Annotated in this window: 22 protein-coding genes; 11 read left to right on the top strand and 11 right to left on the bottom strand. The window is 72.2% G+C overall.

What is annotated here, in order from left to right; translation table 11 throughout:
* Positions 1–32: 32 nt before the first annotated feature.
* Both NJ376_RS04310 and NJ376_RS04305 read right to left on the bottom strand, forming a co-directional pair.
* Positions 33–818, bottom strand: a complete 786-nt coding sequence (locus NJ376_RS04310) for a VOC family protein (protein ID WP_252951998.1) — start codon at positions 816–818, stop codon at positions 33–35.
* Between the two features lie 9 nt (positions 819–827).
* The gene (locus NJ376_RS04305) at positions 828–1,193 is read right to left on the bottom strand and encodes a DUF1428 domain-containing protein (RefSeq protein ID WP_252951997.1); all 366 of its coding nucleotides are present in this window, start codon (positions 1,191–1,193) and stop codon (positions 828–830) included.
* A 104-nt stretch (positions 1,194–1,297) separates the two neighbouring features.
* On the opposite strand from NJ376_RS04305, the gene NJ376_RS04300 reads away from it, so the two are divergent.
* Positions 1,298–1,738: a MarR family winged helix-turn-helix transcriptional regulator gene (locus NJ376_RS04300; protein WP_252951996.1), complete on the top strand. Its 441-nt coding sequence runs from the start codon at positions 1,298–1,300 to the stop codon at positions 1,736–1,738.
* A 78-nt stretch (positions 1,739–1,816) separates the two neighbouring features.
* Positions 1,817–4,036 carry an excinuclease ABC subunit UvrB gene (uvrB, locus tag NJ376_RS04295; protein WP_252951995.1) on the top strand — a complete coding sequence of 740 codons (2,220 nt, stop codon included), beginning with the start codon at positions 1,817–1,819 and terminating at the stop codon, positions 4,034–4,036.
* 192 nt (positions 4,037–4,228) lie between these two features.
* On the opposite strand, the gene NJ376_RS04290 is transcribed toward uvrB, so the two are convergent.
* Positions 4,229–4,432, bottom strand: a complete 204-nt coding sequence (locus NJ376_RS04290) for a hypothetical protein (protein ID WP_252951994.1) — start codon at positions 4,430–4,432, stop codon at positions 4,229–4,231.
* 98 nt (positions 4,433–4,530) lie between these two features.
* On the bottom strand, positions 4,531–4,761 hold the full coding sequence (locus tag NJ376_RS04285; RefSeq protein ID WP_252951993.1) for a hypothetical protein: 231 nt from the start codon (positions 4,759–4,761) through the stop codon (positions 4,531–4,533).
* Between the two features lie 548 nt (positions 4,762–5,309).
* On the opposite strand from NJ376_RS04285, the gene NJ376_RS04280 reads away from it, so the two are divergent.
* From NJ376_RS04280 to NJ376_RS04265, 4 genes are all read left to right on the top strand, one after another.
* Positions 5,310–5,834 carry an SRPBCC family protein gene (locus NJ376_RS04280; protein WP_252951992.1) on the top strand — a complete coding sequence of 175 codons (525 nt, stop codon included), beginning with the start codon at positions 5,310–5,312 and terminating at the stop codon, positions 5,832–5,834.
* Positions 5,835–5,982: 148 nt separating this feature from the next.
* Complete coding sequence (locus tag NJ376_RS04275) at positions 5,983–6,936, top strand: ABC transporter substrate-binding protein (protein ID WP_252951991.1); 954 nt, start codon at positions 5,983–5,985, stop codon at positions 6,934–6,936.
* A gap of 3 nt (positions 6,937–6,939) precedes the next feature.
* On the top strand, positions 6,940–7,713 hold the full coding sequence (locus tag NJ376_RS04270) for an ABC transporter permease (RefSeq protein WP_252951990.1): 774 nt from the start codon (positions 6,940–6,942) through the stop codon (positions 7,711–7,713).
* A gap of 49 nt (positions 7,714–7,762) precedes the next feature.
* Positions 7,763–8,551 carry an ABC transporter ATP-binding protein gene (locus NJ376_RS04265; protein ID WP_252951989.1) on the top strand — a complete coding sequence of 263 codons (789 nt, stop codon included), beginning with the start codon at positions 7,763–7,765 and terminating at the stop codon, positions 8,549–8,551.
* 99 nt (positions 8,552–8,650) lie between these two features.
* Here the strand turns inward: NJ376_RS04265 and NJ376_RS04260 are convergent, their stop codons facing one another.
* Positions 8,651–9,385: an SDR family NAD(P)-dependent oxidoreductase gene (locus NJ376_RS04260; protein ID WP_252951988.1), complete on the bottom strand. Its 735-nt coding sequence runs from the start codon at positions 9,383–9,385 to the stop codon at positions 8,651–8,653.
* A complete protein-coding gene (locus NJ376_RS04255; protein ID WP_252951987.1) occupies positions 9,382–10,119 on the bottom strand; it encodes an SDR family NAD(P)-dependent oxidoreductase in 738 nt (245 codons plus the stop codon). The genes NJ376_RS04260 and NJ376_RS04255 overlap by 4 nt, the downstream gene beginning before the upstream one ends.
* Before the next feature lie 135 nt (positions 10,120–10,254).
* On the opposite strand from NJ376_RS04255, the gene NJ376_RS04250 reads away from it, so the two are divergent.
* On the top strand, positions 10,255–10,470 hold the full coding sequence (locus NJ376_RS04250) for a YMGG-like glycine zipper-containing protein (protein ID WP_252951986.1): 216 nt from the start codon (positions 10,255–10,257) through the stop codon (positions 10,468–10,470).
* 337 nt (positions 10,471–10,807) lie between these two features.
* Entirely contained in the window at positions 10,808–13,267 is a 2,460-nt protein-coding gene (hrpB, locus tag NJ376_RS04245) for an ATP-dependent helicase HrpB (protein WP_252951985.1), read from the top strand.
* Positions 13,268–13,426: 159 nt separating this feature from the next.
* On the opposite strand, the gene gmk is transcribed toward hrpB, so the two are convergent.
* Together gmk and NJ376_RS04235 are read right to left on the bottom strand one after the other, a co-directional pair.
* A complete protein-coding gene (gmk, locus tag NJ376_RS04240) occupies positions 13,427–14,095 on the bottom strand; it encodes a guanylate kinase (RefSeq protein ID WP_252951984.1) in 669 nt (222 codons plus the stop codon).
* Positions 14,085–14,984 (bottom strand): YicC/YloC family endoribonuclease, encoded by a 900-nt coding sequence (locus NJ376_RS04235; RefSeq protein ID WP_252951983.1) that lies wholly within the window; start codon positions 14,982–14,984, stop codon positions 14,085–14,087. The genes gmk and NJ376_RS04235 overlap by 11 nt, the downstream gene beginning before the upstream one ends.
* A gap of 38 nt (positions 14,985–15,022) precedes the next feature.
* Between NJ376_RS04235 and NJ376_RS04230 the strand changes: the two genes are divergently transcribed.
* Positions 15,023–15,796, top strand: coding sequence for an SDR family NAD(P)-dependent oxidoreductase (locus NJ376_RS04230; protein ID WP_370287853.1), 774 nt, complete (start codon positions 15,023–15,025; stop codon positions 15,794–15,796).
* Positions 15,797–15,967: 171 nt separating this feature from the next.
* Here NJ376_RS04230 and NJ376_RS04225 read toward each other — a convergent pair whose 3' ends face one another.
* From NJ376_RS04225 to NJ376_RS04215, 3 genes are all read right to left on the bottom strand, one after another.
* Positions 15,968–16,975, bottom strand: coding sequence for a cation diffusion facilitator family transporter (locus NJ376_RS04225; protein WP_252951981.1), 1,008 nt, complete (start codon positions 16,973–16,975; stop codon positions 15,968–15,970).
* Between the two features lie 95 nt (positions 16,976–17,070).
* Positions 17,071–17,862 (bottom strand): Bax inhibitor-1/YccA family protein, encoded by a 792-nt coding sequence (locus tag NJ376_RS04220; protein ID WP_252951980.1) that lies wholly within the window; start codon positions 17,860–17,862, stop codon positions 17,071–17,073.
* 204 nt (positions 17,863–18,066) lie between these two features.
* The gene (locus NJ376_RS04215; RefSeq protein WP_252951979.1) at positions 18,067–20,562 is read right to left on the bottom strand and encodes an ABC transporter permease; all 2,496 of its coding nucleotides are present in this window, start codon (positions 20,560–20,562) and stop codon (positions 18,067–18,069) included.
* Positions 20,563–20,692: 130 nt separating this feature from the next.
* Here NJ376_RS04215 and NJ376_RS04210 point away from each other — a divergent pair, with 130 nt between their 5' ends.
* Together NJ376_RS04210 and NJ376_RS04205 are read left to right on the top strand one after the other, a co-directional pair.
* Complete coding sequence (locus NJ376_RS04210; RefSeq protein WP_252951978.1) at positions 20,693–21,424, top strand: TerC family protein; 732 nt, start codon at positions 20,693–20,695, stop codon at positions 21,422–21,424.
* A 101-nt stretch (positions 21,425–21,525) separates the two neighbouring features.
* Complete coding sequence (locus NJ376_RS04205) at positions 21,526–21,798, top strand: hypothetical protein (protein WP_252951977.1); 273 nt, start codon at positions 21,526–21,528, stop codon at positions 21,796–21,798.
* Positions 21,799–21,926 lie beyond the last annotated feature (128 nt).

Here is a 21,926-nt window from a genome sequence, read left to right as displayed (position 1 = left end):
AGTTCAGGGCCGCGGGGTGAACCGGCCCGGCGTCAGGCGCGCCGCGGCCCTACAAGGCCGAACGCCGCCCCCTGCGGGTCGCTGCCGACGATGATGAAGAGCTCGCCCGGCACCTCTTCGGGACCGTGATGGATGGTGCCGCCGGCGCCGGTCACCGCCTTCGCCGCCGCGTCGATATCGGCGACGCCGAAATAGAAATTCCAGGCGGCGCGCGGCGAGTCCGGCAGCTTCGGCATGATCGCGCCCAGCACCTTCCCCTGCAGCGCAATGAACTGGTACTCGCCGAGCGAGCCCATGGGCATGGCGCCCTGCCTCTCCCAGCCGAATTGTTTCCCGTAGAAGGCCAGTGCTGCCACGGGGTCCGGCGCGGTCAGCTCGTTCCAGTGGCAATGGCCGGGGCGGGTCCGGTCGAAGGCGGTGCTCGCCTGCGGCGAGGCGCCGCGCATGACGTAGAAGGGCACGCCCTGCGGATCGGCCAGGAAGGCGAAGCGGCCGACGCCCGGGATATCCGTGGGCGGCATGTGCTGCGCGCCGCCGGCGGCGAGGATGGCGGCCGCCGCCGCATCCACGTCCTCGACGCCGACATAGCCGAGCCAGCCAGGGCCCATGCCCTGTTCCGCCGCGCCGGGGGGCAGGGCCATCAGCCCTGCCACCTCCGTCTCTCCGGTGGAGAACAGGCGGTAGCCGGTCTCTGGCACGCCGGGAATCTCCGGCACCTTGGCCTTCCAGCCCAGCACCGCGCCGTAGAAGGAGGCGGCGGCCTGCGGGTCGCTGGTCAGCAGCTCATACCAGATGAAGACGCCATGGGGGTTCGGCATGGGACGGCCTCAGGCTTCGACGATCGGCAGGAAGCCACCGAAGATCATGCGCTTCCCGTCGAAGGGCATCTCGCCCATCTCCTTCATGCGCGGGTCGGCCATCATCCGCTGCATGACGGCGTCGCGGACCTCCTTCGAGGGGTACTCGATCCAGGAGAAGACCACCACCTCGCCCGGCTCCGCCTTCACCGCGCCGCGGAAATCCGTGAGCTTGCCGTCCGGCACGTCATCGCCCCAGCATTCGACGATTCGGGTGGCGCCGAATTCCTTGAAGATCGGTGCCGCCGCGGCGGCGTGCCGGCGGAATTCCTCCCTGTTCGCCGCAGGCACCGCGAGGACGAAGCCGTCCACATAGCCCATCCGCGTTCCGCTCATGCCGTTCTTCTCCCGGTGGTGCCGGCCTTTCGCCGGGGCCGCGGCGCATGCCGTGGCAGCGGGTCTGGCCTTGACAAAATAGTTGATATCAACATATTTATCCCATGTCAAGACCGGTGCCCTTCGCCACAACCATCGAGGTGCGTGACACTTGCCTCTGCCTGCATGTGCAGCGCGCCGCGCGGGCGCTGGCCCGCCGCTTCGACGAGGCGCTGCGGCCCGCCGGCCTGACCAACGGGCAATTCTCCCTGCTGATGGCGCTGAACCGGCCGGAGCCGGCGCGCATGGCCCCGCTGTGCAGGCTGCTGGCGATGGACCGCACCACCCTGACCGCGGCGCTGAAGCCGCTGGAGCGCGACGGGCTGGTGGCCAGCGAGGGCGATCCGACCGACCGTCGCAGCCGACTGCTGCGGCTGACCGAGGCGGGCCAGGCACGCCTTGCCGCCGCCCTGCCGATCTGGCGGGAGACCCATGCGGCGGTGGAGGCGGCGCTGGCCGGGCTGGGCGCGGATGCGCTTCGGGCCGGGCTGCTGGCGCTGGCCTGAGGAAAGGCCGCCCGGCCCCGAAAGGGCTGCGCTGCATGGCTTCCCATGGCAGCATGGCGGCCCCATCTAGGCGATGCGATGAACCACCTCGCCCCCGTCCTCTTCTTCCCCCAGAAGCGCCCGGCCCCGCCGCCGGAGCGCCGCCTCAAGGTCGTCTCGCCCTTCGAGCCGAATGGCGACCAGCCGACCGCGATCCGCGAGCTCGTCTCCGGCCTGCAGGCGGGGGAGCGCGACCAGGTGCTGCTCGGCGTCACCGGCTCCGGCAAGACCTTCACCATGGCGAAGGTGATCGAGGCGGTGCAGCGCCCGACCCTGATCCTCGCGCCGAACAAGACGCTGGCGGCGCAGCTATACGGAGAGATGAAGAGCTTCTTCCCCGAGAATGCGGTGGAGTACTTCGTCTCCTACTACGACTACTACCAGCCGGAAGCCTATGTCCCGCGCACCGACACCTACATAGAAAAAGACGCGCAGATCAACGAGCAGATCGACCGGATGCGCCACTCGGCGACCCAGGCGCTGCTGGAGCGGAACGACGTCGTCATCGTCGCCTCGGTGAGCTGCATCTACGGTATCGGCTCGGTCGAGACCTATTCCCGCATGGTGGTGAAGCTGGAGCGCGGCGGGCGGATCGAGCGCGACACGCTGGTGAAGGGGCTGGTCGAGCAGCAATACCGCCGCAACGACTCCTTCTTCGCCCGCGGCACATTCCGCATCCGCGGCGAGACGGTGGATATCTGGCCCTCCCACCTGGAAGACCGCGCCTGGCGCATCAGCCTGTTCGGCGACGAGGTGGACGGCATCCGGGAATTCGACCCGCTGACCGGCGAGGTGACGGCAGAGATGGAGCGCGTGGCGATCTACGCCAACAGCCACTACGTCACCCCGCGCCCGACGATGAACCAGGCCATCATCTCCATCAAGGCGGAGCTGAAGGAGCGGCTGGCGGAGCTGGAGGCGCAGGGCAGGCTGCTGGAGGCGCAGCGCCTGCAGCAGCGCACGCAATTCGACATCGAGATGCTGGAGACCACCGGCTCCTGCAAGGGGATCGAGAACTACTCCCGCTACCTCACCGGGCGGAATCCCGGGGAGCCGCCGCCGACGCTGTTCGAGTACCTGCCGGAGAACGCGCTGCTCATCGTGGATGAGAGCCATGTCACGGTCGGCCAGCTCGGCGGCATGTATCGCGGCGACTTCGCGCGGAAGAGCATCCTTGACGAATTCGGCTTCCGCCTGCCCTCCTGCAAGGACAACCGCCCCCTGAAATTCGAGGAGTGGGACGCCTACCGGCCGGAGACCATCTTCGTCAGCGCCACGCCCGGGCCATGGGAGATGGAGCGGACCGGCGGCGCCTTCGCCGAGCAGGTGATCCGCCCGACCGGCCTTGTCGATCCCGTCACCGATATCCGCCCGGTGGAAGGCCAGGTGGACGATCTGCTGGCCGAATGCCGCGACCAGATCAAGAAGGGCGGCCGCGTGCTGGTGACGACGCTCACCAAGCGCATGGCGGAGGATTTGACCGAGTACATGACGGAGGCGGGCATCAAGGTCCGCTACCTGCACTCGGACGTGGACACGCTGGAGCGGATCGAGATCATCCGCGACCTCCGCCGCGGCGCCTTCGACGTGCTGGTGGGCATCAACCTGCTGCGGGAGGGCCTCGACATCCCGGAATGCACCCTCGTCGCCATCCTCGATGCCGACAAGGAAGGCTTCCTGCGCAGCACCACCTCCCTCATCCAGACCATCGGCCGCGCCGCGCGCAACGCCGAGGGCCGCGTGGTGCTGTACGCGGACCGGATGACGGACAGCCTGCGCCGCGCGCTGGAGGAGACGGAGCGCCGCCGCGCCAAGCAGATGGCCTGGAATGCCGAGCACGGCATCACGCCGCAGACCATCAAGCGGCAGATCGCCGATGTCATGCAGTCGGTCTACGAGCAGGATTACGTGACGGTGGAGGCGGTGGAGGGCGATGCCGCCGCGCAATTCGTCGGCAAGGATCTGCGCGCGTCCATCGCGGAGCTGGAGAAGCGCATGCGCGCCGCCGCGGCCGACCTCGAATTCGAGGAGGCGGCGCGGCTGCGGGACGAGATCAAGCGGCTGGAAGCCCTCGATCTCGGCCTGGAGCCCAACCTCGCGGGACGCAGCCTGCAGGAAGCGGCGCCGCGCGGGGCGAAGGAGGCGGCGGGCAAATCGCCGTCTCGCCAGAAGCAGGAATGGCGGCCGAAGCCGCTCGGCCCCGGGGGCGGCGGCTACACGCCGGAGAAGCGGCGCGGCGGCGGGCGCCGCCGGGCCTGACCGCGCGCCCGGCCGGCATGCCGCCGGCAGCCCGGCTCAATCACAGCTTGCGGCGCGCAGGCTGGGGCGTTCAGCGCCAAGCGGTCCCGCCCGGCGGTGATGCCGGGACGGTTTCAGCCTGTCTCGGCCGGCGTGCAACCGCCTCGGGTCACGCCACCCGGGGCCCGCGGCGCGGCGCCCCGGGGCCGGGGATCATTCCTCCGGCATCTCCTGCGGCACGAAGCCCTCCTGGCTCTTCAGGATGACCAGCATCCCAAGCGCCATCATGGCCAGCGCCATCAGGTCGCCATAATGGTAGCCCATCCCGAAGCTCGAGCGCAGCCAGGCGAAAACCACCGACGCCACCGCGGCGACGACGATCCAAAGCGTGCGGTTGGCGTTGATATGGGCGATCATGCGACAGGGCGTCCCTTTCCTGGAAAGCGTGAGCTACACCACGATCCGCCGCACGGGACCAGCCGGTCTTACTGCAAGAAACCCGGCGTTACGCCCGGTTACACGAGCAGCGGGTCATTGGCCTTCAGCAGCACCAGATTCGTCAGCTCCCGCAGCGCCAGGGCGGCATCCCAGGTGATGGGGCGCAGCCCACCATCCGGCGCGACGGTGAAGGCCAAGTAGCCACGCCCGGCGAACATCGCCGCCGTCCCGCCGCGCGGGGCCGCGCTGCCATCCTGCGCCGTGCCCCATTCGATCAGCAGCCGAAGCTGCGGGGAGCGGTCCAGCACGCCCTGCATGCCGCACAACGCCATGCAGCAGGTGTACGCTGATGTCGCGGGGCCGCGTATCGACATAGGCGCGGCAGCCATTGGCGAGGAAGGTCATCGCCACATGCTCGCCAGGATAGGTGGCGCTGCTGTTGTGGATCCTGCGCAGCCAGAAGAGGTTCTCGTGGCAGCTGGCGGTGACCCCGCGGGCCATGTCCTCCACCCGGTCGCGCAGCTCCGCGAGTTGCCTCTGCAATGATTCGAGGTCCGTCCTCGCACCGAACATGGCCCGATTCCCTTTGAAGGTACCGGGGGCCGGGGCCGGGAGAGCGCGAAGAGGGTTAATCCCTTGCCAGCAGGGCCGCGTCGGCGCCGGATCTTGCCTGTCGGCCGGCGGGACGCGCCGCGGTTGCGGGGCCGGGGCCACCGCCTCGCCGCCCGGCCATCAGGGGCGGGGCCGGCGCATCCGGCCCGGTCTCCGGCGGCATCGCCATGCGGGGATATTGCCCGCCGCAGGAACGCCGCCCCGGCGCGCCGCGTTCGCCCGGCTGCAAGCCGGAGGATGTGCCATGGCCGAATATACGGGGCGGATCGAGATCGAGCACCCGGCCGGGGAAGTCTTCGCCTTCCTGGCCGACCCGCGCCACCTGCCACGCTACCTGCCGACCGTGACCCATGTGGAGCCGCATGGGCTGCGCGGGGACCGGCTGGCCGTGGCGGTGGAAGGGGAGATGGAAGGCCACCGCTACCGCGACACGGGCTGGCTGCGCGTCGCCCCCAAGGCGCGGCGGCTGGACTGGGGCAGCGACACCCATGCCGAATACGGCGGCAGCCTGACCGTGGAGGAGGCGCCGCAGGGCACGGTCGTGGCCGTCTCCCTGCACACCACCCCGTCCCCCGCCGCGGCGGCGCGGCTGGAGCGGGAGGCGAGCAATGTGGACCATGGCATGCGCCTGGCGCTGGAACGGGTGCTGGGCAGCATCAAGGCGGCCTGCGAGGCCGCCCCCCGGGCGGTCGACCCGGACCGGCGGACGGATGACATGCCGGACAGCCGCGTCTTCGGCAGCACGGCGACGCTGGACCCCGAGATCTGACCCGAGGCCGGCGGGCGGCGCCGGCCTGCTACCTTCCTGCGCAGTCGCCGACCAGGGCTGCGCCCCGGGCAATTCGGCGCGATCCTTGCTAGGATGGCGCAGGCGGCGTGCCGACGCCGCCGCCCAGCCCGGGAGACACCGACCGCCCATGCTCCGCCGCAGCCTCGTCGCCGGCGCCACCGCGCTGCCCCTCGCCGCCCCCACGCTGCTGCGGGCGCAGGGCCTGCCCAAGATTACCATCGGCATGTCCGGCTGGACCGGCTTCGCCCCGCTGACCCTGGCGGAGCAGGCGGGGCTGTTCAAGGCGAACGGGGTCGAGGTCGAGACCCGCTTCGTCCCGCAGCGGGAGCGCAACCTGGCGCTCGCCTCCGGCGCGCTGAACTGCGTGGTGACGACGGTGGACACCATGATCCTCTGGGCCAGCACCATCCCGCTGGTGCAGGTGCTGGTGCTGGACCGCTCCCATGGCGGGGACGGCGTCGGGGTGCGGCCGAGCATCCGCAGCTTCGCCGACCTCAAGGGCAAGACCGTGGCGGTGGATGGCCCGGGCACCAGCCCCTACTTCATGCTGGCCTATATGCTGCGCGAGAACGGGCTTTCGGTGAAGGAGGTGCAGACCGCCACCCTGGCGCCGCAGCCCGCCGCGCAGGCCTTCGTCGCCGGGCAGTTCGACGCCTGCGCCACCTACGAGCCCTACCTCTCCCAGGTCCGCGCCATGGGCGAGGACAAGGGGAAGATCCTGGCGACGACGCTCGATCACCCCTGCATCGTCGATACCCTGGCCTTCCAGCCGGCCTTCCTCCAGGCCAATCCGGACGCCGTGAAGCGGGTGACGAAATCCTGGTTCGACGCGGTGGAGATGATCAAGCGGGAGCCCGACCGCAGCCACGAGATCATGGGCGCCCGCACCCGCCAGAGCGCCGAGGAATTCAAGAAGAGCGCCAGCTTCATCGAGTGGCTGGACCTGGCGACGAACCGGGAGTACGCGGCCGCCGGCCTGCCGGAATTCATGCGGAAGGCGCATGCGGTACAGCGGGAGACCGGCGTGGTGCGCCAGGATGTCGATCTCTCGAAACTCTATGACGGCCGCTTCCTCGGCTGAATGATGCGGCCCTTGCAGCCGGTGGGGGCGGGGGCGCGCATCCTCCTCGGCACCGCCTTCTTCGCCGCCTTCCTCGGGCTCTGGGCCGCCGTCTCCTATGGCGGGGTGGTGCCGGCGCTGTTCCTCGCCTCGCCGGGGCGGACGCTCGCCTCCGGCTGGGCGCTGCTGGCGGAATACGGCTTCGCCTTCGATATCGGCGTGACGGTGTGGCGGGTGGTGGGCGGCTTCCTGCTGGCCGCCCTCGTCGCCGTGCCGCTCGGCCTGCTGATGGGCGCCTTCAAGCCGGTGGAGGCGTTCTTCGAGCCCTTCCTCTCCTTCGCCCGCTACCTGCCTGCCTCCGCCTTCATCCCGCTGCTCATCCTCTGGGCCGGGGTGGGGGAGGCGCAGAAGCTGGCGGTCATCGTCATCGGCAGCGTGTTCCAGCTCGTCATCATGGTGGCGGTGATCGCCGGCGGCACGCGGCGGGACCTGGTGGAGGCGGCCTATACGCTCGGCTCCCGCCCGCTCTCCATCCTGCGGCGCGTCGTCATCCCGGCGGCGGCGCCGCAGGTGGCGGAGGCGCTGCGCCTCGTGCTCGGCTGGGCCTGGACCTATGTGATCGTCGCCGAGCTGGTGGGGGCGAGCAGCGGCATCGGCCACATGATCATGGACAGCCAGCGCCTGCTGGATACCGGGCAGATGATCTTTGGCATCGTCACCATCGGGGTGATCGGGCTGGTGACCGACCTGCTGTTCAAGGCGGCGAACCGGAAGCTGTTCCCATGGGCGGCGCTGTGAGGCGTGCGGCGCTGTCCGGAAGCGGCCTGCCGCAGGGCGGACGACATCCATGAGCCAGGAGCCGCTGCGCATCCGGGGCGTTACCCGCAGCTTCCCCGGCCAGGGCAGGGCGGGGCCGACGCTGGCGCTGCAACCCACCGACCTCACCGTCGCGCCCGGCGAGTTCGTCGCCATCCTCGGCCCCTCTGGCTGCGGCAAATCGACGCTGCTGCGCATCGTCGCCGGGCTCGACCGACCGACCGCCGGCACGGTGCATCTTGGCCCGCGCGAGGTGACCGGGCCCGGCCCCGACCGCGGCATGGTGTTCCAGAGCTACACGCTCTTCCCCTGGCTAAGCGTCGCCGACAATATCCGCTACGGGCTGGTGGAGCGCGGCGTGAAGCCGGCCGAGCAGCAGGAGATCCTGGCCCGCTTCCTCGCCCGCACCGGCCTCCGGGGCTTCGAGAATCACTGGCCGCGCCAGCTCTCCGGTGGCATGCAGCAGCGCACGGCGCTGGCCCGCGCTTTGGCCAACGACCCGGAGATCCTGCTGCTGGACGAGCCCTTCGGCGCGCTCGACCACCAGACGCGGGAGCTGATGCAGGAGCTGCTGCTGGAAATCTGGCAGGCGGATCGCAAGACGGTGCTATTCGTCACCCACGACATCGACGAGGCGATCTTCCTGGCGAACCGCGTGGTGGTGATGTCCGCCCGTCCCGGCCGCATCAAGGCAGAAGTGAAAGTGGACCTTCCCTATCCGCGGGAATGGACGGTGAAGACCACGCCCGAATTCGGTGCGCTGAAGGCCCGGCTGATGGGCGAGATCCGGGAGGAGGTGCGGCGGGCGGCTGCAAGCTAGAGCAGATCGCGTTCAGATGGAATCATCTGAACGCGTGAAGATGCTCGCAAAACAACGGCCTAGAGCATGCTGCGTGAGCGCTAGCGAACGCAGCATGCTCTAGAGTCCCGCCCCACCATCCAGCCCGATCGTCTGCCCCGTCACGTTCCCGGCGCCCGGAGAGACCAGCCAGGCCACCGCCTCCGCCACCTCCTCCGCCGTGGTGACGCGCCCGGTCGGCGTGTCCTGCGCCGCCGCCGCTTCGTCCATGCCGAGTTCCTGCCAGCGCGCCTCCGCCATCGCCGTCGGCACCCAGCCAGGGCAGAGCGCATTCACCGTGATGCGCCGCGGCGCCAGCTTCAGGGCAAGAGCCTTGGTCAGCCCCACCACCCCGTGCTTCGCCGCGACATAGGCCACCTGGTCCGGCACCGCCCGCAGCCCGAGCACCGAGGCCAGGGTGACGATCCGCCCCGTCCCGTCCGAAGGCATGCGCGCCGCCGCCGCCAGGCAGCAGCGCCAGGCGCCATCGAGGTTGGTGGAGAGGATGCCGTGCCAATGCGCCTCGTCCGGGTCCTCCGGCGGGTCGCCGCCGGCGCTGCCGGCCGCGGCGACCAGCACCCGCACCTCCGGCAGCGCGGCGAAGAAGGCGCGGACGGAGGCGGCATCCGCCACGTCCAGCGGGGCGAACTCCACCCCCTCCGGCAGCGCCGCCGCCCGCCTTGCGCCGGCCACCACGCGGTAGCCCAATGCCGCCAGCCGCGCCGCGCAGGCCCGGCCGATGCCGCCCGTGCCGCCGGTGACGACCGCCAGCGGCCGATCCGGTCCGCCGGCGCCGCGGTTCCCGGGCAGGCTCATTCGGCCGTCGTCCCGCCATCCACCGGCATCACCACGCCGGTGACGAAGCTCGCATGGTCGGAGGCGAGGAAGGCCACCACCGCCGCGATCTCGAAGGGATCGGCGAAGCGGCCGAGCGGCACGGCCGCCGCATAGGCGGCGGCGCTGCCTGCCGCGTAGCGCTCCGGGTAGCGCGCCGCCAGCTCGCCGATCACCCGCCGCAGCATCGGCGTGTCCGTGCTGCCGGGGGCGATGCAGTTGAAGCGGATGCGGGCAGACGCCCAGTCCAGCGCCGCGCTGCGGGTGAGCTGCGCGATCGCCGCCTTGCTGGCCCCGTAGGCCGCGGAGACGCGCTTGCCGATCAGCGCCTGGTCGGAGGCGATGTTCACCACCGCCCCGCCCCCGGCCGCCACCATGTGCGGGATCGCCGCCTGCAGCAGCGCGAAGGGCGCCAGGACATTCACCCGGAAGATCCGCTCCGCCTCGGCGATCGGCGTATCCACCAGGCTGCCGAGGATGGTGGCGCCGGCATTGTTCACCACGATGTCGAGCCCGCCGAGCGCGGCCACCGCCGCCTCCGCGGCCGGGCCTACGCTCTCCAGCTTCTCGAAATCCACCTCCGGCAGGTCCAGCCCGGCGACCCGCGCGCCGGAGGCTTCCAGGGTGGCGGCGATGGCGGCGCCGATGCCGCCACGATGGCCGGTGACGATGGCACGTTTGCCGGCGAGGCCGGCGATGCAGGGCGGTTCGCTCATTCCTCTCCCTTCCCAAACTGAGCCAGGGAAGTCCAGGCCGCGAAACCATTCCGCAGCTGGTCGCGCGGTCGTCGCTGGCGCTTTCCGATCTGAGGATGCATATGAGGAGCGTTTAACAACCTATTGGGGAATTTCATGACCCATCTGCTGCGCTGTTCCGTTATTGCCGCCCTTGCGCTGAGCCTTGCCGCCTGCTCCGGCATGAATCGCACGCAGCAGCGGGCGCTCTCCGGCGGCGCGATCGGCGCCGCGGGCGGCGCGGCGGTCGGCGCCGTCACCGGCGGCTCGCCGCTGACCGGCGCGCTCATCGGCGGCGCCGGTGGCGCGGCGCTCGGCGCGCTGACCCGCTGAGGCGCGCCCCGCTTGCGGTGAAGGCTCCGCAAGCGGGGGTTGCGCAAGGGGACGGATAGCGGGGCGGCCATCCGCCCCGCCAGCGGAAAGATCGCAGGGCAGCCCGTGGCCTTCCGCGGCGGGCCGGGCACCGTTCCCGAGCCAGGCGGGTCGGCGTCTCGCCGGCCATGCAGCCCGAAGCCGCCCCGGCATCATCTTCGCCGCATTTGCCGCGGCGCCAGGCGATCCCCCTGGTGCGCAGATGCCCCGGGCCGGGGCGCGGCGTCCCCCGCTGCCGGGCCGCACAGCGTCCAGGGGCTTGCCGGCGCCGCCCCGGCGCGCCACTCACCCTTCCCCGATGCTCCCCACCCTCCCCGTCACCGAGGCGCTGCCGGCGCTGACCGAAGCCCTGCGCGCCGGCCCCAACGCCGTGCTCATCGCCCCGCCGGGCGCGGGCAAGACCACGCTGGTGCCGCTGGCGCTGATGGCGGAGCCCTGGGCAGAGGGGCGGAAGCTCCTCGTCCTCGAACCCCGCCGCGTCGCCGCCCGCGCCGCCGCCCGCCGCATGGCGGAGCTGCTGGGCGAAGGCGCGCCCGGCCGGACCATCGGCCTCGCCACGCGACTGGACCGCGCCGGCTCCGCCGCCACCCGGGTGGAGGTGGTGACGGAAGGGCTGCTGGTGCGGCGGCTGCAATCCGATCCAGGGCTCGAGGGCGTCGCCGCCGTGCTGTTCGACGAAGCGCATGAGCGCAACCTCGACACCGACCTGGCGCTGGCCCTCTGCCTCGACCTGCAATCGGCGCTGCGGCCGGAGCTGCGGCTGCTGGCGATGTCCGCCACGCTGGACGGCGCGGCCTTCGCCGGGCTGCTGGGCGGCGCACCCACCATCGAAAGCCTCGGGCGTGCCTTCCCGGTGACGGTCACGCATCGCCCGCGCGACCTCGCCGACCCACGGGACCTGCCGGAAGCGATGGCCGGCACCATCCGCGCCGCGCTGCGGGAGCATCCGGGCGATGTGCTGGCCTTCCTGCCCGGCTGGGGGGAGATCCGCCGCACCGCGGAGCGCCTGTCGGGCATCGAGGCGGAGGTGCTCCCCTTGCATGGAGAGCTGCCGCCGGCCGAGCAGGACCGCGCCCTCTCGCCCTCCGACCGGCGGAAGGTGGTGCTGGCCACCTCCATCGCCGAGACCTCGCTGACCGTGCCCGGTGTGCGCATCGTGGTGGATGGCGGCTTCCGCCGGGCGCCGCGGCTGGACCCCGCGACCGGCCTCTCCCGCCTCGTCACGGTGCGGATCAGCAAGGCCGCCGCCGAGCAGCGCGCCGGCCGCGCCGGCCGCACCGCCCCGGGCGTCGCCATTCGTCTTTGGTCGGAGGCGCTGCATCGCGGCCTGGCGCCGGCCGACCGGCCGGAGATCCTGGAAAGCGAGCTGTCCGGCCTGGCGCTCGACCTCGCCGCCTGGGGGGCGGAGCCCGGCGGCCTCGCTTGGCTGGACCCGCCGCCGGGCGGCGCCATGGCCTCGGCGCGAGCGCTGCTGCGGGATCTGGACGCGCTGGATGCCGAGGGAAGGGTGACAGCGATGGGGCGGCGCATGGCGCGGCTCGGCACGCATCCTCGCCTCGCCCGGATGCTGGCGGCGGCGGAGGGAGAGGGGGAGAAGGCGCTGGCCGCCGACCTCGCCGCGCTGCTGGAGGAGCGGGACCCGATCAGGGGTCGCGAAGCGCCCAGCGATATCGGGATGCGCCTCGACCTGCTGCATGGCGCCGACCACGCCGCGGCGGATCGCGCAACCGTGCACCGCATCCGCCGTGCCGCCGCGCTGCATCGCCGGCGGCTGGGGGTACATGGCAACACCTACCCGGAGGGCGACCCTGGCGCGCTGCTGGCCGCCGGCTTCCCGGACCGGATCGCCGCCATGCGCGGCGTCATGGCCGGCGCCTTCCGCCTCGCCTCCGGCCAGGGGGCACGGCTGCCGGCGACCGACCCGCTCTCGAAATCCCCGCTGCTGGCGGTGGCGGACCTGGAATTGCAGGGGACCGAGGCGCGCATCCGCATGGCGGCGCCGCTCGACCGCACGGTGCTGGAGGCCCGCTTCCCCGAGCGCTTCGTGCGGGAGGAGGCGGCCGCCTTCGACGCCCGCTCCGGCGCCGTGCAGGCGCGCAGGCGCCTCCGCTTCGGCCCGCTGGTGCTGGAGGAGCAGCCCCTGCCCCAGGCCGACCCGGCGGCGATCGCGGCGGCTCTGGCAGCGGCGGTGGCGGAGCGCGGGTTGCGCGACCTGCCCTGGGGCGACACCGCCAGGCAGGTGCAGGCACGGATCGGCTGGATGCGACAGACCGAGGGCGAGGACTGGCCCGATCTCTCCGACGCCGCGCTGATCGCCGGGGTGCAGGAGTGGCTGGCGCCGCATCTGCACGGCAGGTCGCGGCTGGCGGAACTTTCCACGCTCAACCTGCCGGACCTGCTGCTGAGCGCGCTGGACTGGCCGCAGCGCCAGCGGCTGGACGCCGCCCTGCCTGCCCGCCTGCCCCTGCCCGCCAGCCGCAGCGCCGCCATCGACTATGCGCGGGAGGTGCCGACCTTGGAGGCGCGGGCGCAGCACCTCTACGGCATGGCCGCCCTGCCGAGGCTGGCGGAGGGACGGGTGCCGCTGCAGGTGGCGCTGCTCTCCCCGGCCGGGCGACCCATTGCTGTCACCGGCGACCTGGCGGGGTTCTGGAAAGGCGGCTGGCTGGATGCGCGGAAGGATATGCGCGGGCGCTACCCGAAGCATAACTGGCCAGAGGATCCGGCAAATGCGCAGGCAGATCCACCGAAGAAGTGATCGAGAGGGGCGCTGCCCCTCTCGAGCTCACCCCGCAAAGGGCCGAAAGGCCCTTTGAACCCATGAGTTTGCAGGGTCAACCGTCGGGTCTGAACTCAAGGTTTCCAAAGACCCTTCGGCCTTTGGCGGGAGGGAGCTTGAGGGAGGGCGGAGCCTCCCTCAACCCTGCACCAACCCCGCCACGAACTCTCCCATCCAGGGCTGCCGGCTGCGCCGCGTCCGCGCCGCGTGCAGGATGGCGCGCACCGCCGCGACCGTCGTGGCGAAGTCGTCATTCACCAGCACATGCTCGAACTCGTCCCAGTGGCGCATCTCTTCCCGCGCCACCGCCAGGCGCCGGGTGATTTCCGCGTCGTCGTCCTGGCCGCGGCCACGCAGCCGGCGCTCCAGCTCGGCGAGGCTCGGTGGCAGCAGGAAGACGCCCACCACATCCTCCGGCATCGCCGCCTTCAGCAGCCGGTGGCCCTGCCATTCGATGTCGAACAGCACGTCCCGCCCCGCCGCCAGCGCCGCGTCCACCGGCGCCCGCGGCGTGCCGTAGGAGCGGCCGAGGAAGGTCGCGTGCTCCAGGAACTCCCCGGCCGCGACGCCCGCGGCGAATTGCTCCGGCGTGCGGAAGAAGTAGTGGACCCCCTCGCGCTCGCCCGGCCGTGGCGCGCGGGTGGTGGCGCTGATGGAGAGCGCCAGCTCCTTCTCCTCCGCCAGCAGGGCGCGGGAGATGCTGGTCTTGCCGCCGCCCGGCGCCGCCGCCAGCACCAGGCAGACGCCGCGGCGGCGGGGATGCGCCGCCCGGCTCAGGCTCCCCGGCCGGGAAGGGTCATTCGACATTCGCCGCCTGCTCCTTCAGCCGCTCGATCGCCGCCTTGAGGTCGAGGCCGATGCGGGTCAGCGGGACGGAGGCGGATTTGGAGCAGAGGGTATTGGCCTCCCGCACGAATTCCTGGGTCAGGAAATCGAGCTTCCGCCCCGCGCCCTCGCCGGCCGCCAGCAGCGCCCGCGCTGCCTCGATATGCGCGGCCAGCCGGTCCAGTTCCTCCCGCACATCGGATTTCTGGGCGAGCAGTGCGACCTCCTGGGCCAGCCGCTCCTCCGGGATGCGGGCGCGGCCGCCCTCGCCCAGCAGGGCGGCGAGCTGGTCCAGCAGCCGGGCCCGCTGCGCCTCGGGCTGGCCGGCCGCCTCGGCCGCCGCCGCCTCGCGCAGCGCGGCGATTTCCTTCAGAAGGCCGGTGAGGATGGCGAGCAGCCTGGCGCCCTCCCCCTGCCGCGCCTGCACCAGCCCGGAGAGCGCCTTGTCGTAGGCCTTGGTTAAGGCCGCGCGGGCGGCCTCCTGCTGCGCCTCGTCGGGCTCCGTGCTCTCCGGCCGCAGCACGCCGGGCAGGCCGAGCAGCGCCTCGGCCCGTGGCGGCGCGGCGCCGGGGATGCGGGCGACGAGCTCCAGCGCCAGCACCAGCGCCTGCTCCAGCGCCTGGGGATCGGGGGCGAGGCGCGGCCGCTCCTCCCGCTTCAGGGTCAGGGTGGCGGAGACATTGCCGCGCTTCATCCGCTTCGCCGTCGCCTCGCGCAGCGCCGGCTCCAGCGCGTCCTGGCCGTTCGGCAGGCGGAGGCGGAAATCGAGGCCGCGGCCGTTCACGCTGCGCAGCTCCCAGACATAGGCAGTGCCGTCGGGGAGGTGGCCGCTCTCGCGCGCGAAGCCGGTCATGCTCATAAGGGTGCCCATGCCGGGCTTGTCCCGCGCGCGGGGGGAGGATGCAAGCGATGGCCTGGCCGCATGTGCTGATCACCGGCGCCTCCTCGGGCCTCGGCCGGGCACTGGCGCTGGAATGCGCCGGGCCGGGGGTCACGCTGCATCTCTCCGGCCGGGACGGGGCGCGGCTGGAGGCGGTGGCGGCGGCGGCCGCGGCGCGCGGCGCCCTGGTGCATCCAGCGGTGCTGGATGTGCGGGATGCGGCGGCGATGGCGGGCTGGATCGGCGGGGCGGGGCGGCTCGACCTCGTCATCGCCAATGCCGGGGTTTCCGCCGGCACCGGCGGGGCGACGGAGCCGGTCGCCGTCACCCGCGCGGTGTTCGAGACCAACGTGACCGGGGTGCTGAACACCGCCCTGCCGGCCATCGCCGCCATGGCCGGGCAGGCGCCGGGGCCGGATGGGGTGCGGGGGCGGGTGGCGGTCATCGCCTCGCTGGCTGCCTTCGTCGCCGCGCCAGGGGCGCCGGCCTATTGCGCCAGCAAGGCGGCGGTGCAGCGCTGGGCGGAGGCGCTGGACGCGACGGAGCGGCGGCGCGGCATAAGGCTGCACGCCGTCTGCCCCGGCTATGTCCGCACGCCGATGACATCGCGCAACGCCTTCCCGATGCCGCTGCTGATGGAGGCGGAGGCGGCGGCGCGGCGGACCCTGGCCGGCATCGCGGCGGGGCGGCTGCGCATCGCCTATCCCTGGCCGCTCTACCTCGGCGCGCGGCTGGCCGGGGCGATGCCGGCCTGGCTGCGGAACGGGGTGTTCCTGCGGCTGCCGGCCAAGGCGGCGGAGTGAGGGGCGGGGGGCTTTGCCCCCTTGGAGCTGTCTCCAACAAGGCGGGGAAGGTCGGGGGCTCTGCCCCCGAACCCCCACCGGGGACCGGACCGGTCCCCGGTGCAAGTTCAGACGCGAGGGCCGAACCAAGGGATTTCAGGCCGGGCGTCCAAAGGGCAGGGCGCCGCCCTGCTACAGCGTCCCGGCCGGCGCCAGCCGGCAGGGATAGGACGGATCGCCCGTCTCCACCTGCAGCGTGGCATGGGCGATGCCGAAGCGCTGGCGCAGCGCCGTCTCCAGCGCCGCCAGGAAGCCGTCATCCGGCCCGCAGCCAGGCCGCACCAGATGCGCGGTCAGCGCCGTCTCCGTGGTGGAGAGGGCCCAGATGTGCAAATCATGCACCTCGGTCACGCCGGGCGCCGCGCGCAGCAGCGCCTCCACCGCCGCCGGCTCGATGCCTGGCGGCACGACATCCATCGCCAGGTCCATGGACTCCCGCAACAGGCCCCAGGTCCCGGCCAGGATGACGCCGGCGATCGCCAGGCCAAGCAGCGGATCCACCCAGGCCCAGCCGGTCCAGCCGATGACCAGCGCGCCCACCACCACCCCGGCGGAGACGCCGGCATCCGCCAGCAGGTGCAGATAGGCGCCGCGGCGGTTGAGATCCGCCTCCCGGCCGCGGGCGAAGAGCAGGGCGCTGCCGCCATTCACCAGGATGCCGGCCGCTGCCACCCAGAGCATCCAGCCCGCGGCGACCGGCGCCGGGTCCCAGAGCCGCCGCACCGCCTCCGCCCCGATGGCGCCGACCGCGACCAGCAGCAGCACGGCATTGCCGAGGGCGGCGAGGATGGTGCCGCGGCGGAAGCCATAGGTGCGGCGCCCGGCCGGGGCCCGCTGCGCCAGCCGCGCGGCGCCCCAGGCCAGCAGCAGGCCCAGCACGTCCGAGAGGTTGTGCGCCGCGTCCGCCAGCAGGGCCATGGAGCCGGCGGCGAGGCCAGCCGCCGCCTCCACCAGCACGAAGCCGAGATTGAGCGCGGTGCCAAGGGCGAAGCCTTCCTCCCCCGGCGCGGCGTGGTGGTGGTGGCCGTGATGCGCATGGCCACGGCCCGTATGGTCATGGCTGGCATGGTCATGGCCGGCGTGGCCGTGACCATGATGGTCGCGGTGGCGGTCCTGGCCCTGGGCGTGGTCCTGCGGCATGGCCTTCCTCCCTGCGCCCTGCCGTCCCGTCCCCGCAAGCAAAAAGCCCCGGGGGCGAACCCCCGGGGCCTGATGCCTCGACGTTCCGGTCCGGCCTACTCGCTCTGGCGGACGCCGACGAGCTGCAGCATGAACTGGAAGAGGTTGATGAAGTTCAGGTACAGCGCCAGCGCATCCATCACGCTGCGCTTGCCCGCCTGCTCCGTGCCCTCGGCATAGGCGTACTCGATGTAGTCCGCCTTGATCCGCTGCGTGTCATACGCCGTCAGGCCCAGGAAGACGAAGACGCCGATGACGCTGATGGCGAAGGCCAGCGCCGAGGACTGCATGAAGATGTTCACCAGCCCCGCGATCAGGATGCCGATCAGGCCCATGATCAGGAAGCTGCCCATGCGCGTCAGGTCCGCCTTGGTGGTGTAGCCGTAGAGGCTGACCGCCGCGTACATGCCGGCCGTGGCGAAGAAGGTGCTGGCGATCGAGGCGCCGGTGTAGCGCCAGGCGAGGTTCGACAGGCTCGCACCCATGCAGGCGGCGAACAGCCAGAACAGCGTCTGCGCCGTGCCCTTGCTCAGCCGGTTGTAGCCGAAGCTCAGCACCAGGACGAAGGCCAGCGGCGAGAGCGCGGCGACCCAGAAGAGGATCGTCGGCTGCATGACGACGCGGCCGCTCGGCAGGCGATAGGCTTGGTAGAACAGCTCCTGGATCGCCGGGACGGTGACGACGAGCAGCGCCACGATGCCGGTGAGCAGCAGCCCCGATGCCATCCAGTTGTAGACCCGGAGCATATATGCCCGGAGCCCGGCATCGACGGCGGCCGCGTCGGCGGTCGCAACTCGACCCCAGCCTGGCGCACCCGTCTGGAATCGATAGTCGGGTTGAAGGGCCATAGGTGTCTCAAGCCTCCGAATTGGGGGTGCGGCCCCGCGATTGGAGCCGGTCCCAGTGAGCGTTATATGGAGAAACCGTAATCCGGTTCAATGGCCATCCGACCGGGATCGCGGTTCCGCCTGGCGCAGCGATCTCACTTCTCGCTGCCTTTAACTTGGGTGTACCACACAAGGTGTCCCGTTGAGAAACGTCTCAGCACGCGACTATTCGTTACGCAGCAACGGCGCCGGCCGTGCCGCCAGCGCCAGCCAGCCGCCGAACTGGCCGGCCAGCAGGGTCAGCGCCAGGCAGCCCAGGATGCTGGCGGCCAGCGTCCCCGGCAGCAGCACCCACTCCGCCCGCATGACGAAGCGGACCACGCCCCAGGCGGCAAGGCTGCCGGCCAGCCCCGCCAGCACCCCGGCCAGCAGGCCGATGAGCGCGTATTCCACCGCCCAGGCAGCGCGGATCTGGCGGCGCGTGGCGCCGATGGTCTTCAGCACCACCGCATCCCGGATCCGCTGGCGCTGCCCGGCGGCGATCGCGCCCAGCAGCACCAACGCGCCGGCGAGCAGAGTGATCCCGCCCGTCGCGGAAAGCGCCACGCCGATCCGCCCGAGCAGCCCCGCCACCGCCTCCAGCGCGTCCCGCACCCGGATGCCGGAGATATTGGGGAAGGCGTCGGTCAGCCGGCGCAGCACCAGCGCATCCTGGGCGGGGTCGCCGCGCAGGGTGGCGATATGGGTGTGCGGCGCCGCTTCCAGCAGGCCGGGGGAGGCGATGAGGGCGAAATTCATGCCGAGGCCCCGCCATTCGACCGCGCGCAGATTGGCCACCCGCATTTCGATGTCGCGGCCGAGGACGTTCACGGTGACGGTATCACCGACCTTCACCCCCCAGCCGGCGGCGATCCCGGCCTCGAGGGAGAGCAGCGGCGGGCCGCGATAATCCGCGGGCCACCAGGCGCCGGCGGTCAGCTTCGTGCCCTCGGGCGGGGTCGCGGCATAGGTCAGGCCGCGGTCGCCGCGCAGCGCCCAGGCCGTCTCCGGCGTGCTGCGGACGAGTTCCGCCGGCACGCCCTTCACCGCGGCGATGCGGGCGCGCAGGCTCGGCACCCGCCGCACCTCCGTCACGCCGGGCAGGCTGCGGGCCAGCGCGTCGAAGCGCGGCGCTTGGTCCGGCTGGATGTCGATGAAGTAGAAATTCGGCGCCCGGGCGGGCATCTCCCCGGCGAGTTGGCGGCGGAGATTGCCCTCGATCTGGGCGATGGCCGTGAGGGTGGTGAGGCCGATGCCGAGCGCCACCACCAGCGTCGGTGTCGGCGCCGCCGGCCGGTGCAGATTGGCGAGGCCGAGGCGGAGCGCCGGGGCGCGGAGATGGGACAGCCGCCGCGCCAGCCGCATCAGCCCCGCCGCCCCGCCGCGGAACAGCAGCAGCGCGGCAAGCGCGGCGGCGCAGAACCAGGCGGCAAACAGCCGCTCCCCGGCCGTGCCGATGATGAGGGCGATGAGGGCAGCGCCGGCCAGCAGGTTGAGCCCCAGCACCCAGGCGCCCGGCCGGCCGGTGGCGGGCTGCACTGCATCCCGGAACAGCGCGGCGCCGGAGATGCGGGCGGCGCGGCCGAGTGGCCAGAGGGCGAAGGCCAGCGCCGTCAGCGTGCCATAGAGCCCGGCCAGGGCCAGCGGCGCCGGGTAGGGGGCGAGGCGCGGCGGCACCGGCAGGGTGCCGGAGAGCGCCTGCGCCGCCACCCAGGTCAGGCCGAAGCCCCCCAGCAGCCCGAGGACGGTGCCGAGCGCCGCCAGCGCCAGCACCTGCAATAGATAGGTGAGGAAAATGGTGCCGGAGGAGGCGCCGAGGCAGCGCAGCGTCGCGATGCTCCGCGCCCGCGCCTCCAGCCAGGCGCGCACCCCGGTGGCGACGCCGATGCCGCCGACCAGCAGCGCCGTCAGCCCCGCAAGGGTCAGGAAGGCGGCGGCGCGGTCGAGGAAGCGGTTCACCCCGGGCTCCGCCGCCGCGGCGGTGCGCAGCCGCCAGGAGGCTTCGGGGAAGGCGCCGCGCAGTTCGGTGGCGAAACGGGACGCATCGGCGCCGGGGGGCAGGCGGAAGCGCAGCGCATGCTGCACCAGGCTGCCGGGCTGCAGCAGCCCGGCCCGGTCCAGCGCGGCGCGGGTGAGGAGGGCGCGGGGGCCGAAGATGGCAGGGGTGGCGACCTTGTCCGGCTCCTCCGCCACCACCGCGGCGTAGCGCAGCCTCGCCTCCCCCAGCCGGACCTCATCGCCGAGCGCAAGGCCGAGGCGTTCCGCCACCAGCGGGTCCAGCGCCACATCGCCAGGGCCGAGGCTCGCGGCCGGTTCCAGAAGCAGCGTGCCATAGAGGGGGTAGGCGGCATCCACCGCCTTCACCTCCACCAGCAACCTCTCGCCCGAGGGCGCGACCAGCATGCTGCGCAGGGTGAGGACGGTGGAGGCCTGGGCGCCGCGCGCCGCGCCCCAGCCGGCGACCTCCGGCGCCGGCGCGGCGGCGCCGCGCAGCTCCACATCGCCGCCCAGCAGCCGGGCGCCATCCGCGGCCAGCCCGGCGGCGATGCCGGCCCGCAAGGTGCCGACCGCCGCAATGGCCGCGACGCCGAGTGCCAGGCAGGCAAGGACGATGCCGAGCGCCCGGACCCCGCCGCGCAAATCGCGCCGCGCGAGACGGAGGCCGAGCGAAAGCTGCGCCAAGGGCCCCAAACCTTACCTCCGCCCAATTTCGGGATGGTCATCAGATGGCCCGGCCGCAGTGAGGTAAAAGCCCCGGCGGCACCGCGGCGCGTTGCGAAGCGTTACGGTGCCTCGCCGCAAGGATTCACCGATGGACAGCGAACTCCTCGTCGCCCTCGCCGCCCTCATCGCCATGGAGGTGGTGCTGGGCATCGACAATCTGGTCTTCATCGCCATCCTGTCCAACCGTTTGCCGGAAGCGCAGCGCGTGCCGGCGCGGCGGGTCGGGCTCGGCCTCGCCGTGCTGATGCGTTTCGCCATGCTGGCGGGCACCACCTGGCTGCTGACCCTGACGCAGCCCTGGTTCACGGTGCTGGGGATGGAGATCTCCGGCAAGGACCTCATCCTCATCGCCGGCGGGCTCTTCCTCATCGGCAAGGCGACGGTCGAGATCCATCACCGCGTCGATCCCGCCAGCCAGGCGGCGAGCCATGCGGCGGATGCCGCCATTGCCGCCTTCTGGCCCACGGTGTTCCAGATCCTGCTGCTGGACCTCGTCTTCTCGGTGGACAGCATCCTCGCCGCGGTGGCGCTGACCCGGGAATTCTGGGTCATCGCCACCGCGATCGTCATCTCCGTGCTGGCCATGCTGCTCTCGATGGATGCGCTCTCCCGCTTCATGGAGCGCAACCCGACCGTGGTGATGCTGGCGCTGGCCTTCCTGGTGATGATTGGCATGGTGCTGGTGGCGGAAGGCTTCGGCGCGGAGGTGCCGAAGGGCTTCGTCTATGCGGCCATGGCCTTCGCCGCCGCGGTGGAGGGGCTGAACCTGCTGGCGCGGCGGGCGCGAAAGCGCGGGCCCGGCAATGCGCCGGATGAATGAACCTCATCCGCAGCGGATATTGGGCGAGGAGGGTTGCGATCGTCATTCTCCAGGTCAAGGCGAGGGCGCGATGCCCCGCATCTACCGATGGAGAAGAGACGATGTTCCGCAGCCTGATCCTCGCTTCCGCCCTGCTCGTCACCGGCTTCGCCGCCGCCCAGGCGGCCGGTCCCCGGCTGGTCGGCGGCGGTGAGAATGCGCAGGTGGTGTATGACGCGCCGAATGCCAATGTCGCCGGCGGCGGCGTGGCAGTGGTGACCGGCGGTGGCGCCGACATGGTGTATAGCCACGATGCGACGACCGGCGCGCAGCGCCCCGCGGCCGCGGCGATGCTGATCGGCGGCGGCAAGGATGCGCAGGTGGTGCGCGGGTGAAAAAGATGGGGGGCTTCGCCCCCGTGTCCCGAGCAGAGGGCGCTGCCCTCTGCACTCCCTCCGGGGCCAGGACCTGGCGCCGGACCCCGGTGTGAGTCGGCAGGTCGAACCAGCAGACCCACGCCGGA

The sequence above is a fragment of the Siccirubricoccus soli genome, from assembly GCF_024178315.1.
GTDB classification, from domain to species: Bacteria; Pseudomonadota; Alphaproteobacteria; order Acetobacterales; family Acetobacteraceae; genus Siccirubricoccus; species Siccirubricoccus soli.
This window is presented reverse-complemented; position numbering and strand designations above follow the sequence as displayed.